General features: G+C 66.9%; 13 protein-coding genes. 12 read left to right on the top strand and 1 reads right to left on the bottom strand.

The window, feature by feature from the left end:
* Window positions 1-60 precede the first annotated feature (60 nt).
* From A3A5_RS0131330 to A3A5_RS0131345, 4 genes are all read left to right on the top strand, one after another.
* Complete coding sequence (locus A3A5_RS0131330; protein ID WP_018314395.1) at window positions 61-777, top strand: SPOR domain-containing protein; 717 nt, start codon at window positions 61-63, stop codon at window positions 775-777.
* Between the two features lie 170 nt (window positions 778-947).
* Window positions 948-1,583: a thiol:disulfide interchange protein DsbA/DsbL gene (locus A3A5_RS0131335; RefSeq protein ID WP_026201321.1), complete on the top strand. Its 636-nt coding sequence runs from the start codon at window positions 948-950 to the stop codon at window positions 1,581-1,583.
* A 209-nt stretch (window positions 1,584-1,792) separates the two neighbouring features.
* Window positions 1,793-2,599 (top strand): SDR family oxidoreductase, encoded by an 807-nt coding sequence (locus A3A5_RS0131340; RefSeq protein WP_018314397.1) that lies wholly within the window; start codon window positions 1,793-1,795, stop codon window positions 2,597-2,599.
* 2 nt (window positions 2,600-2,601) lie between these two features.
* Complete coding sequence (locus A3A5_RS0131345; RefSeq protein ID WP_018314398.1) at window positions 2,602-3,435, top strand: helical backbone metal receptor; 834 nt, start codon at window positions 2,602-2,604, stop codon at window positions 3,433-3,435.
* A 5-nt stretch (window positions 3,436-3,440) separates the two neighbouring features.
* Here the strand turns inward: A3A5_RS0131345 and A3A5_RS0131350 are convergent, their stop codons facing one another.
* Window positions 3,441-4,517, bottom strand: a complete 1,077-nt coding sequence (locus A3A5_RS0131350) for an MBL fold metallo-hydrolase (RefSeq protein ID WP_018314399.1) — start codon at window positions 4,515-4,517, stop codon at window positions 3,441-3,443.
* Window positions 4,518-4,725: 208 nt separating this feature from the next.
* Between A3A5_RS0131350 and A3A5_RS0131355 the strand changes: the two genes are divergently transcribed.
* The 8 genes from A3A5_RS0131355 to A3A5_RS0131390 all read left to right on the top strand — a co-directional run bounded on the left by A3A5_RS0131355 (window position 4,726) and on the right by A3A5_RS0131390 (window position 12,803).
* Complete coding sequence (locus A3A5_RS0131355; protein ID WP_018314400.1) at window positions 4,726-5,190, top strand: MerR family DNA-binding transcriptional regulator; 465 nt, start codon at window positions 4,726-4,728, stop codon at window positions 5,188-5,190.
* A 127-nt stretch (window positions 5,191-5,317) separates the two neighbouring features.
* The gene (locus tag A3A5_RS0131360; RefSeq protein ID WP_026201322.1) at window positions 5,318-5,794 is read left to right on the top strand and encodes a PaaI family thioesterase; all 477 of its coding nucleotides are present in this window, start codon (window positions 5,318-5,320) and stop codon (window positions 5,792-5,794) included.
* Window positions 5,795-5,857: 63 nt separating this feature from the next.
* Window positions 5,858-7,039 (top strand): isovaleryl-CoA dehydrogenase, encoded by a 1,182-nt coding sequence (locus A3A5_RS0131365; protein ID WP_018314402.1) that lies wholly within the window; start codon window positions 5,858-5,860, stop codon window positions 7,037-7,039.
* 108 nt (window positions 7,040-7,147) lie between these two features.
* Window positions 7,148-8,971 carry a bifunctional isocitrate dehydrogenase kinase/phosphatase gene (gene aceK, locus A3A5_RS0131370; RefSeq protein WP_026201323.1) on the top strand — a complete coding sequence of 608 codons (1,824 nt, stop codon included), beginning with the start codon at window positions 7,148-7,150 and terminating at the stop codon, window positions 8,969-8,971.
* Window positions 8,968-9,639, top strand: coding sequence for a carbonate dehydratase (gene can / locus A3A5_RS0131375; RefSeq protein ID WP_018314404.1), 672 nt, complete (start codon window positions 8,968-8,970; stop codon window positions 9,637-9,639). Before aceK ends, can begins: the two co-directional genes overlap by 4 nt.
* Window positions 9,640-9,689: 50 nt before the next feature.
* Entirely contained in the window at window positions 9,690-10,868 is a 1,179-nt protein-coding gene (locus A3A5_RS0131380; RefSeq protein ID WP_018314405.1) for an acetyl-CoA C-acetyltransferase, read from the top strand.
* Window positions 10,869-10,960: 92 nt separating this feature from the next.
* Window positions 10,961-11,641 carry an SDR family oxidoreductase gene (locus A3A5_RS0131385; protein ID WP_013955256.1) on the top strand — a complete coding sequence of 227 codons (681 nt, stop codon included), beginning with the start codon at window positions 10,961-10,963 and terminating at the stop codon, window positions 11,639-11,641.
* 31 nt (window positions 11,642-11,672) lie between these two features.
* The gene (locus A3A5_RS0131390; protein ID WP_018314406.1) at window positions 11,673-12,803 is read left to right on the top strand and encodes an acyl-CoA dehydrogenase family protein; all 1,131 of its coding nucleotides are present in this window, start codon (window positions 11,673-11,675) and stop codon (window positions 12,801-12,803) included.
* The last annotated feature ends 21 nt before the right edge of the window (window positions 12,804-12,824 follow it).

The following is a 12,824-nucleotide window of genomic DNA, read 5'->3' on the forward strand; positions in this document are numbered from 1 at the left end:
TGCCAGTGCGGCCGTTGGCGGCGCTGGCCCTATAATCCCGGCATCACCGAAGAGGACTTCATGCAACAGCAACGCAAGCGCGAGTCGCGCCATGCCCGCCGCAACCAGCAACGCGGCGGTACGTTCCTGGGCCTGGTGCTCGGGCTGATCGTCGGGCTGGCCATCGCCGTGGTGGTCGCCCTGTACATCACCAAGTCGCCGACCCCGTTCCAGCAGAAGAGTGCCCCGCGCCCGAGCGAGCCGGGCAATGTCACCAGCCAGCTGCCGCCGCCGGCCCAGCGCGCCGACGAGGGCCCGAGCGACCCCAACAAGCCGCTGTGGAGCAAGACCCCGGCCAAGCCGGTCGGCCAGGCGCCCGAGCCGGAACCGAAACAGAATGGCCAGCCCCCGGTGGCGGCGGCCCGCCCGGCCGAGAAGCCGGTGGAAAAGCCCGCGGAGAAGCCCGCGGAGAAGCCGGCTGACAAGCCTGTCGCCACCAAGCCCGCGGAGAAGCCGGTGGCCGACCCGATCGCCGAGATTGCCCGGGCCGACGCCAACAAGGTGGGCTACCTGCTGCAGGTGGGCGCGTTCCGCTCGTCGGACGACGCCGACCGCCAGAAGGCCAACCTGGCGATGCAGGGCTTCGAGGCCAGGATCACCGAGCGTGACGTGAACGGCGTCAAGATGTACCGGGTGCGCCTGGGGCCGTACAACCGCATCGAAGACATGAGCAAGGCGCGCGACCGGCTGCAGTCGTCGGGCTTCGAGTCCTCGGTGATCCGTTTTACCAAGCAGTAAGCCGGACCGCAGGGTCGGGCGTTATCGCTGGGGGGCGCTGCGATTGCCGCACCGCTGAATACCCGGTAACCGTCACAACACGTTGTCACCAGACGCGGCCGGCGCCCCGCTGAACCGGAAGCCGCCGCCGCTGTCATACGCTCATCGTCCAACCGCAAGGCCGCACCAAGATGAAAAAACTCGCCGCACTGTTCGCCATGTTCGCCGCCGTGGGCGGCCTGCTGATGTCCGCCCCGTCCCAGGCGGCGCCCGCCGAGGGCAAGGAATACCAGGTCCTGAAGGCGGCCCAGCCGGTCGGCGCGGGCAAGATCGAGGTAACCGAGTTCTTCTGGTACGGCTGCCCGCACTGCTACGATTTTGAGCCGGATCTGGAAGCCTGGGTCAAGAAGCAGGGCAACAACGTGGTCTTCAAGCGCGTGCCGGTCGCGTTCCGTGACGACCTGCTGCCGCACACCAAGATCTTCTATGCGCTGGAAGCCATCGGCAAGCTCGACGCCATGCACACCAAGGTCTTCAACGCCATCCACGTGGACCGCAAGCGCATGACGGACCCCAACGAGATCGCCGACTTCATGGCCAAGAACGGCGTGGACCGCAAGGCCTTCCTGGATGCCTACAACTCGTTCACGGTGACCACCAACTCGCAGCGCGCCAACAAGATCGCCGACGCCTACAAGATCGACGGCGTGCCGACCGTGGTAGTGCAGGGCAAGTACGTGACCTCGCCGTCGATTGCCGGCAACAAGCAGGGCGCGATCCAGACCATGGATTACCTGGTGGAGCAGGTGAAGGCGAAGAAGATGTAAGTTGCTGCTGGCGGCCTTGCAGGGGCCGCTGGTTTTCTCCCCTCTCCCGCTTGCGGGAGAGGGGCAGGGGAGAGGGCAGGCACCGGCATACCGGCACGTCTTACTTCGTCGAGACTCCCGCCCTCTCCCCAACCCTCTCCCGCAAGCGGGAGAGGGAGCCTTCCAGTGGTATTGTCAGGGTATCCGAATACTCTCCCCACACCCCGACGATGCGTCCCCTCAAAGTCTTCCTAACCGGCGCCTCCAGCGGCCTGGGCCAGGCTCTCGCGCGCGAATACGCGTCGCAGGGCGCGATCCTCGGGCTGGTGGCGCGCCGCGAGGACGCGCTGCGCGAGTTTGTCGCCACGCTGCCCAACCCGGGCGCGGTGCGCGTCTACGGCGCCGATGTGCGCGATGCCGACGCCATGGCGCGCGCCGCGGAGGACTTCCTCGGCCATTTCGGTTGTCCGGACGTGGTGATCGCCAATGCCGGGGTCTCGGTCGGCACCGTCGCCAGCGAGCGCGAGGACCTCGACGCCTTCCGCCAGGTGATGGATACCAACTGGTTCGGCGTGCTGACCACCTTCCAGCCCTTCCTGCACGCGATGCAGGCACGCGAGCCCGGCCACTTCGGGCGCCGCGGCACGCTGGTGGGCATTGCCAGCGTCGCCGGCGTGCGCGGCCTGCCGGGCGCGGGCGCCTACAGCGCGTCCAAGTCGGCGGTGATCAAGCTGCTGGAAAGCCTGCGGCTGGAGCAGCGCGCGCACGGCATCCGCGTGGTCACGATCGCGCCCGGCTATATCCGCACGCCGATGACCGCGCACAACCCGTACCGCATGCCGTTCCTGACCGATGCCGATGTGTTCGCGCGCAAGGCCGTGCGGGTAATCGCGGCAGGCCGGCGGTTCCGCGTCATCCCGTGGCCGATGGGCGTGGTGGCGGCGCTGCTGCACGTGATGCCGCGCTGGCTCTACGATGCGCTGGCCGCGGGCGCGCCGCGCAAGCCGCGGCGTGCCGACCCGCCGCAGGAGCCCTGACCATGTGGCGCGACGCCATCGGCCAGCAGCATGCCGCCGCCAGCGGGGTGGTGCGGATCGCGTCGCTGGTGCCGTCGGTGACGGAGTTGCTGTTCGCGCTCGGGATGGCCCGGCAAATGGTGGCGCGCACCGGCTTCTGCATCCACCCGGAACCGGCCGTGCGCGCGCTGCCCAAGGTGGGAGGCACCAAGGACGTCAACGTGGCGCGGCTGCGCGAGCTGGCGCCCACGCACGTGGTGGTCAATATCGATGAGAACCGGCGCGAGACCGTGGACGAGATCCGCAGCTTCGTGCCGAATGTGATCGTCACCCATCCGTGCGCGCCGGAAGACAACCTCGGGCTGTACCAGCTGCTGGGCGGCATCTTCGGCTGCCATGCCGAGGCCGAGGCGCTGTGCACGGCGCTGCAGGTGCAGCTCGATGCCATGCGCGTGCGCCCGTGGCCGGCACGGCGCGTGCTGTATGCGATCTGGCAGGACCCGTGGATGACGGTGTCGCGCGATACCTATATCAGCCGCATGCTGGCATTGGCCAACTGGCAGACCTGGCCGGATGGCGGGACGGCGTTGCAGGCCTGTGTCGACGGCGATTGCAGCCGCCCCAACGCGCCCGGCGCGCGCTATCCCACCTTCCGCTGGAGCGATGCGCTGGTGCGTGAGCTCGACATGGTGCTGCTGTCGACCGAGCCCTACCGCTTCACCGAAGACCACGCCGACGCGCTCGAGCGCCAGCTTGGCAAGCCGGTGCTGCTGGTCGACGGCGAAATGCTGTCCTGGTACGGCAGCCGCGCCATCGACGGGGTGCGCTACCTGGCGGCCCTGGCGGCCGCCAGCTAAGCCAGTCAGGCCGCGCGGAACCGGATCACGCCGTCGTCGCCGGTTTCGCGCACCAGTTCGCCGCGGTGCCACAGGCAGTGCAGGTGGGCCAGCGACTCGCCCATGGCGAAGGTCATCTGGTGGATGTCGAACTGGCGCTTGAAGATCACGCTGACGATGTCGTGCGCGCTGCAGGCCTTCTCGCCGCAGGCTTCAAGCGTTTCGGCGAGGCGGTCGGCATGGTGCTCGCGCAACTGCATGATGCGGGTATGCAGGTTGCGGAAGGGGCGGCCATGCGAGGGCAGGATCAGCACGTCCTGCGGCAGCGGTTCGTACTTGCCGAGCGAATCCAGGTAGAGCTGCAGCGAATTGCCTTCAGGCTCCATGTCGAACACGCTGACATTGGTCGAGATGCGCGGCAGCACCATGTCGCCGGAGATCAGCACATTGGTGGCTGCGTTGTACAGCGCCACGTGCTCGGGCGAGTGGCCGAAGCCGGTGATCACGCGCCAGGCAGAGGTCGCCGCATCGGTGCCGATCCGCACCGTGTCGCCCTCCATCATGCGGCGGTATTGCGCCGGCAGGTCCGGCACCAGCGACGGGTAGTAGGTCTTGCGCGCGCGCAGCTTTTCCTGGCTGTCGGCATCGGTCAGGCCGTGCAGCGCGAAGTGCGCGGCGGCGGCGTCGCCACCCGCGCTGGAGCCGGCACCGGTGCCGCTGCCCATCACGCGCGCGCTCATGTAGTCGCCCAGGCTCATCCACAGCCGCACGCCGAAGCGCTTGCACAGCCAGTGCGCCAGGCCGACATGGTCGGGATGGCTGTGCGTGACCAGCACGCGCACCACCGGCAAGCCTTCCAGCTCATTGGCGAAGATGGTCTCCCAGTGGCCCTTGATGACATCGTTGGTGATGCCGCAGTCAATGATGGTCCAGCCGTCGCGGCCGTCCAGGCGGTCGCGCAGCAGCCATAGGTTGATATGGTCGAGCGCGAACGGCAGCGGCATGCGCAGCCAGTAGACGCCGGGGGCGACTTCCTGCTTGGAGCCGGGCTCGGGCATGGTGTCGCCGAACGGGTATTGGAGCTGGTGTTCGAGTGCGTTCATGAGGAGTCTCGTGGTCGAAGCCTGGCGCCGGGGCGCGGGCCTTCTCGTTCTGCCGCCACGCCCGGGCTGAAAGACCTGGGGCGTGAAAGCACCGGTTGCCAGCCGTCCTGGTTGACGCTAACGTAAACGTCAATCATACGGCTCGTTTCCATCTTAAGCGAAAACTTGACTTCACAACGAACGACCGTTCACTTTCTTTGGGCAGGCTATGTCAGCGACGCCAGCGGCGGCTTCCGCCACTTACACCATCACCGACCTTGCGCGTGAATTCGACATCACGCCCCGGGCCATCCGTTTCTACGAGGACCAGGGCCTGCTGTCGCCGGAGCGCGAAGGGCCGGGCGGGCGCAAGCGTGTCTACAACGGTCGTGAACGGACCCGGCTGAAGCTGACGCTGCGCGGCAAGAGGTTGGGGCTTACTCTCAATGAGATCCGCGAGATCCTTGACCTCTATGAGTCGCCGCGCGACACCGCCCCGCAACTGGAGCGCTTCCTTCACTCCCTGGCGGCGCACCGGCGCACGCTGGAGCGGCAGATGGAAGACCTGCACGCACAACTGGCCGAGATCGACCAGCATGAGCGGCACTGCCAGGCCTTGCTGGCTGCGCAGACCGGCAAGCAGCCGCCGGCCACGGAAGGCGGCGATGCGCCGGCCCGGACCACCGCCGCGTGAAGCGCCACTTCCACCGGCATCGGTGCCGGATGGGATTGACGTTTACGTAAACGTCAATAGAATACCGGACAGCGCACGCAGCTTGTGGCTGCCCGGCGACCCAACGTCTTCCCACCAGAATTCCGCCATGACGTCATCCAACGCCAGTGTCGTACCCGCTGAACCAGGATTGCTGTCCGCCGCGCGCGCCGACGCCATCGGCACCAGCTTTTCCCGCCAGGGGCTGATGACCACCTTTGGCGCGACCCTGCGGCGGGTGGACCGCGGCGAGGTCGAGCTGGCGATGCCGTGGTCCGAGGGCGTGACCCAGCAGCACGGCTTCTTCCACGGCGGCGCGGTGGGTGCGCTGGCAGACAGCGCCTGCGGCTATGCCGCGCTGACGCTGGTGGGCGAGGATGAGGCGGGCCTGACCGCCGAATACAAGATCAACCTGCTGTCCCCCGCCCAGGGCGAACGCCTGGTGGCGGTGGGGCGGGTCCTCAAGCCCGGGCGCACGCTGATCGTGGCGCAGGGCGATGTCTATGTCGAGCAGGACGGCCGCCGCAAGCAGGTGGCCACCATGCTGATGACGCTGTGCGTGGTCAAGACACTGGGCCACGTCTGAACCGACGGATCCGGCCATCCATCCGGAACCCGACACACATACCGATTCCAACAGGAGACCATCATGACCGAACTGCCAGGCCTGAAATTCGATCTGGGCGAAGACATCGAGATGCTGCGCGATTCCGTGCGCGACTGGGCCCAGGCCGAACTGGCCCCGCGCGCCGCCGAGATCGACCGCACCGACCAGTTCCCGATGGACGCCTGGAAGAAGATGGGCGACCTGGGCGTGCTGGGCATCACCGTGGCCGAGGAATACGGCGGCGCCAACATGGGCTACCTGGCGCACATGATCGCGATGGAGGAAATCAGCCGCGCCTCGGCGTCGGTGGGCCTGTCCTACGGCGCGCACTCCAACCTGTGCGTGAACCAGATCCACCGCAACGGCACCGCCGCGCAGAAGGCCAGGTACTTGCCCAAGCTGGTCTCGGGCGAGTGGATCGGCGCGCTGGCGATGAGCGAACCCAATGCCGGCTCCGACGTGGTCAGCATGAAGCTGCGCGCCGAACTGAAGGGCGACCGCTACGTGCTCAACGGCACCAAGATGTGGATCACCAACGGCCCGGACTGCGACGTGCTGGTGGTCTACGCCAAGACCGAGCCCGAACTGGGCGCGCGCGGCATGACCGCCTTTATCGTCGAAAAGGGCATGAAGGGCTTCTCGGTGGCGCAGAAGCTGGACAAGTTGGGCATGCGCGGCTCGCACACCGGCGAACTGGTGTTCCAGGACGTGGAAGTGCCGGTCGAGAACATCCTGGGGGCCGAGAACGGCGGCGCCAAGGTGCTGATGAGCGGGCTGGATTATGAGCGCGCGGTGCTGTCCGGCGGCCCGGTCGGCATCATGCAGGCGTGCATGGACGTGGTCACCCCGTATATCCACGACCGCAAGCAGTTCGGCCAGAGCATTGGCGAATTCCAGCTGATCCAGGGCAAGGTGGCCGATATGTACACCACGCTGCAAGCCGCGCGCAGCTATCTGTACACGGTTGGCAAGAACCTGGACGCGCTGGGCAGCGACCACGTGCGCCAGGTGCGCAAGGACTGCGCCGCGGTGATCCTGTACACCGCCGAGAAGGCCACCTGGATGGCGGGCGAGACCGTGCAGATCCTGGGCGGCAATGGCTATATCAATGAATACCCGGCCGGCCGCCTGTGGCGCGACGCCAAGCTGTACGAGATCGGCGCCGGCACTTCGGAAATCCGCCGCATGCTGATCGGCCGCGAGCTGTTCGCGCAAAGCATGTAAAGCGCAAGGGGGCGCCGAAATCACCCGGAGCCCCCGCCCGAACCCCATTACAATCTCAGTACCCGTCGCAAGACCACTCGCTGCACTGCCCCCGGCCCCTGTCGACCCATGTCCCACTTCCCCAAACTGCTCTCCTCGCAGATTGCCTTCGATGTGGCGAGAACGATGCTCGACGGGTTCGACAAGCATTACCGCCTGTTCCGCGAGGTCAGCCACCAGGCCAAGCTCAAGTTCGAGGCCGGCGACTGGCACGGGCTGCAGCAGATCCAGCGCGACCGCATTGCGTTCTACAACGAGCGCGTGCGCGAATCGAGCGTGATCCTGGAAGACGAGTACGACGCTGAGAATATCGAGGACGAGATCTGGCAGCAGATCAAGCTGCACTACATCGGCCTCTTGACCAACCACCACCAGCCCGAGCTGGCCGAGACCTTCTTCAACTCGGTCTGCACGCGCATCCTGCACCGCTCGTACTTCAACAACGATTTCATCTTCGTGCGCCCGGCGATCTCGACCGAGTACATCGAGAACGAGGAATCGCCCACGCGCCCGACTTTCCGCGCCTACTACCCGGGCAGCCGCGAGGGCATGGCCGCGTGCTTTGAGCGCATCGTGCACAACTTCCAGCTGGAGTGCCCGTTCGAGGACCTGCAGCGCGACATCGGCTACGTGGTGCGCGCGGTCAGCGAGCACTTCGGCGACCTGCGCATCGCGCCGAATTTCCAGATCCACACGCTCTCTTCGCTGTTCTTCCGCAACAAGGCGGCCTTCATCATCGGCCGCATCCTGAACGGCGACCGCACCTTCCCGCTGGCGATCCCGATCCTGCACGGCGCCGGCGGCAAGCTGACGCTGGACACGGTGCTGCTGAAGAAGGAACAGCTGCTGATCCTGTTCTCGTTCACGCACTCTTACTTCATGGTCGACATGGAGATCCCGTCGGCCTACGTGACCTTCCTGCGCGACATCATGCCGCGCAAGCCGCGCGCCGAGATCTATACCTCGCTGGGCTTGCAGAAGCAGGGCAAGAACCTGTTCTACCGCGATTTCCTGCACCACCTGCAGCATTCGTCGGACAAGTTCATCGTCGCGCCCGGCATCCGCGGGCTGGTGATGCTGGTGTTCACGCTGCCGTCGTACCCGTATGTGTTCAAGGTCATCCGCGACTTTTTCCCGGCGCCCAAGGAAACCACGCGCGAGCTGGTCAAGTCCAAGTACCAGCTGGTCAAGCAGCATGACCGCGTGGGCCGCATGGCCGATACGCTGGAATATTCCGACGTGGCCTTCCCGCTGTCGCGTTTCGACGATGCGCTGGTGCGCGAGTTCGAGCAGCACGCCCCGTCGATGATCGAATACCAGCGCGGCAAGCACGGCGGCGAAGAGATCGTGGTACGCCATGTCTATATCGAGCGCCGCATGACGCCGCTGAACATCTACCTGACGGAGGGCTCCGACGCGCAGGTCGAGCATGGCGTGCTCGAATACGGCAACGCGATCAAGGAACTGATCGCGGCAAACATCTTCCCGGGCGACATGCTGTACAAGAACTTCGGCGTCACGCGCCACGGGCGCGTGGTGTTCTACGACTACGACGAGATCGAGTACCTGACCGACTGCAACATCCGCCACGTGCCGCAGCCGCGCAACGAGGAAGAGGAAATGTCGGGCGAGGTCTGGTACACGGTGCGTCCGCACGACTTCTTCCCCGAGACCTTCCGCACGTTCCTGCTGGGCGATCCGCGCGTGCGCGCGGCGTTCCTGCGCCACCATGCGGACTTTTTCGACCCTGCCATGTGGCAGAGCCACAAGGACCGGCTGCTTGCCGGACATGTTCATGACTTCTTCGCCTATCACGCTTCAGAGCGATTCATCCACCGCTACGGCGCTGTCTCCGAGCTGCCCGACGCAAGCCCCGCAAGGAGAGTCGCATGACTGAGGCCATCGCCCAGCTGTTCCGCAACAACCGCGAGTGGGTCGACCGCGTCAATGCCGAAGACCCGACCTTCTTCACGCGCCTGGCCAACCAGCAGGCGCCCGAGTACCTGTGGATCGGCTGCTCCGATTCGCGCGTGCCGGCCAACCAGATCCTGGGCCTGGCCCCGGGCGAGGTGTTCGTCCACCGCAATATCGCCAACGTGATCGCGCACAGCGACCTGAACGCGCTGTCGGTGGTCCAGTTCGCGGTAGAGGTGCTCAAGGTGCGCCATATCACCGTGGTGGGCCACTACGGCTGCGGCGGTGTCAAGGTTGCGCTCAAGCGCGAGCGTATCGGCCTGGCCGACAACTGGCTGCGCCATGTGCGCGACGTGGCCGACAAGCACGAGGCCTATCTCGGCACGCTGCTGCGCGAAGACGACGCCCATACCCGGCTGTGCGAGCTCAATGTGATCGAGCAGGTCAACAACGTCTGCCAGACCACCGTGATCCAGGACGCCTGGACCCGCGGCCAGGCCGTGACCGTGCATGGCTGGGTCTACGGCGTGTCCGACGGCCTGCTGCGCGACCTGGGCATGGCCGCCAGCAGCAACGACGAACTGCATGAGCAACTGGCCGCGGCCTACCGCCAGTACGGCGATCCGCCGCAGGCCTCGATCCGCTGACCGGACGCACCCGACACCGCTTCTTCATACACTGATCCAGGAGACCCGACATGGAAGAGATCGTCATCGTTTCAGCCGCCCGCACGCCGATGGCTGCGTTCCAGGGCGAATTCGCCAGCGTCACCGCGCCGCAACTGGGCGCCGTGGCCATCCGCGCCGCCGTCGAGCGCGCCGGCCTGAAGCCCGGGCAGGTGGAAGAAGTGGTGTTCGGCTGCGTGCTGCCGGCCGGCCAGGGCCAGGCCCCGGCGCGCCAGGCCGCACTGGGCGCGGGCCTGCCGCTGGGCGTGGGCTGCACCACCGTCAACAAGATGTGCGGCTCGGGCATGCGCGCGGCCATGACCGTCTACGACGGGCTGATCGCGGGCTCGTTCGATATCGCCATTGCCGGCGGCATGGAGAGCATGACCAACGCACCGTACCTGGTGCCGAAGGGCCGCGGCGGCTACCGCATCGGCCACGGCATGATCTACGACCACATGATGCTGGACGGCCTGGAAGATGCCTATGACAAAGGCCGCGCCATGGGCACCTTTGGCGAGGACTGCGCCGCCAAGTACGGCTTTACGCGCGAGCAGCAGGACGAATTCGCGATGGAAAGCGTGCGCCGCGCCCAGCAGGCCACCGAGAACGGCGACTTCCGCTGGGAGATCGCGCCGGTGACGGTGTCGGGCAAGGGCGGCGACACCGTGATCGACACGGACGAAGGCCCGCGCCGCATCAAGCTCGACAAGATTCCCTCGCTCAAGCCCGCCTTTGCCAAGGACGGCACCATCACCGCCGCATCGTCGTCGTCGATCAACGACGGTGCCTCGGCGCTGGTGATGATGCGCGCCTCCACCGCGAAGCAGCTGGGCCTGCAGCCGATTGCGCGCATGCTGGGCCATACCACCCACGCGCAGGCGCCGGGCTGGTTCACCACCGCGCCGGTCGAGGCCATCGCCAAGCTGTACCGCAAGCTGGACTGGACCACCGACAGCGTCGACCTGTTCGAGATCAATGAGGCCTTCGCCGTGGTGCCGATGGCGGCCATGCACGACCACAAGATCCCGCGCGACAAGGTCAACATCCACGGCGGCGCCTGCGCGCTGGGCCACCCGATCGGCGCCTCGGGCGCACGCATCATGACCACGCTGATCGGCGCGCTGCGCAAGACCGGCGGCAAGCGTGGCGTGGCGAGCCTGTGCATTGGGGGTGGCGAGGCCACCGCGGTGGGAATCGAGATTCTCTGACGTAGTTCTGCGCCCCTCTCTCTCATAAAAGGGGAGGGGAGCAGACCCAGGCAGTTCGCTGAACCCAAGTAGCCAGTCAAAGGAGCACAGCCTTGCCAACCGTCCTGATCCTCGGTGCCTCGCGCGGCATCGGCCTTGAATTCGTGCGCCAGTACCGTGCCGACGGCTGGCGCGTCATCGCGGCGGCGCGCACGCCCGAAGGCGTCGGTGCGCTGCAGGCGCTGGGGGCCGAAGCCCACCAGGTCGATCTTTCCGATGCCGGCGCGGTCGCGGGCCTGGGCTGGAAGCTCGATGGCGAAGCCCTCGACGTGGCGATCTACAACGCCGGCGTGCTGGGACCCCGCACCGAAGGCGCGCAGCCGGTCACGCCGCAGGAATTCGACCAGGTGATGCATGTCAACGTGCTGGGTCCGATGATGGCGCTGCCGCTGCTGCTGCCCTACGTCGAAGCGGGCCAGTCCGGCCACGGCGGGGTGCTGGCGGTGCTGTCTTCGCGCATGGGCAGCATCACTGCGATGGAGCACAGCACCAGCTGGCTGTACCGCGTCAGCAAGGCCGGCGCCAATGCGGCGCTGCGCGCGGTCTCGCTCGATGCGCGCCACGCCACCTGCGTCGCGCTGCACCCGGGCTGGGTCAAGACCGACATGGGCGGCCAGGAAGCCGACCTGACCGTGCAGCAGAGCGTCAAGGGCATGCGCCAGGTGCTGGCCGGCGTCAAGCGGCGCGACAACGGCACCTTCCACAACTACGACGGCACGCCCATCCCCTGGTAAGCGCGCCCGCACACCTCATCACCGAACTGACATGCTGCTGACTCCCGAACAGGAAATGATCCGCGACGCCGTGCGCCAGTTCGCGCAGGAAGTGATCGCGCCGCAGGCCGCGCAGTGGGACCGCGACAAGACCTTCCCCAAGGACGTGCACCGCGAACTGGCGGCACTGGGCGCCTACGGCGTGGCGGTGCCGGAGGAATACGGCGGCGCCGGCCTGGACTACCTGTCGCTGGCGCTGATCCTGGAAGAGATCGCGGCCGGCGATGGCGGCACCTCTACCGTCATCAGCGTCAACAACTGCCCGGTGTGCAGCATGCTGATGTCGTTCGCCAGCGAGGCGCAGAAGCAGCAGTGGCTGGTGCCGCTGGCGCGCGGCGAGATGCTGGGCGCGTTCTGCCTGACCGAGCCGCACGTGGGCTCGGATGCGTCGGCACTGCGCACCACCGCGGTACGCGACGGCGACCACTACGTGCTCAACGGCGTCAAGCAGTTCATCACCAGCGGCCAGAACGCCGATGTGGTGATCGTGCTGGCGGTGACCGACAAGGCTGCCGGCAAGCGCGGCATCAGCGCTTTTATCGTGCCGACTTCGACCCCGGGTTACGTGGTGGCGCGGCTGGAGGACAAGCTCGGCCAGCACTCGTCGGACACCGCGCAGATCCTGTTCGAGGACTGCCGCGTGCCGGCGGCCAACCTGCTGGGCGACGAGGGCGGCGGCTACAAGATGGCGCTGTCGGGGCTGGAAGGCGGGCGCATCGGCATCGCTTCGCAGAGCATCGGCATGGCGCGCGCCGCGTTCGAGGCCGCGCTGGCCTATGCCAGGGAGCGCGAGAGTTTCGGCCAGCCGCTGTTCCAGCACCAGGCGGTGCAGTTCCGCCTGGCCGAGATGGCCACCCGCATCGAGGTGGCGCGCCAGATGGTGTGGCACGCCGCCGTGCTGCGCGACGCCGGCCGCCCGTGCCTGAAGGAAGCCGCCATGGCCAAGCTCTTTGCCAGCGAGATGGCCGAGCGGGTGTGCTCGGATGCGATCCAGGTGTTCGGCGGCTACGGCTACGTCAGCGACTTCCCGGTGGAGCGCATCTACCGCGACGTGCGCGTGTGCCAGATCTACGAGGGCACCAGCGATATCCAGAAGATCCTGATCGCGCGCGCGCTGGCCTAGGGCACAGCGATGCGCGTACGA

It is taken from the genome of Cupriavidus sp. UYPR2.512 (assembly GCF_000379565.1).
Lineage (GTDB): Bacteria > Pseudomonadota > Gammaproteobacteria > Burkholderiales > Burkholderiaceae > Cupriavidus.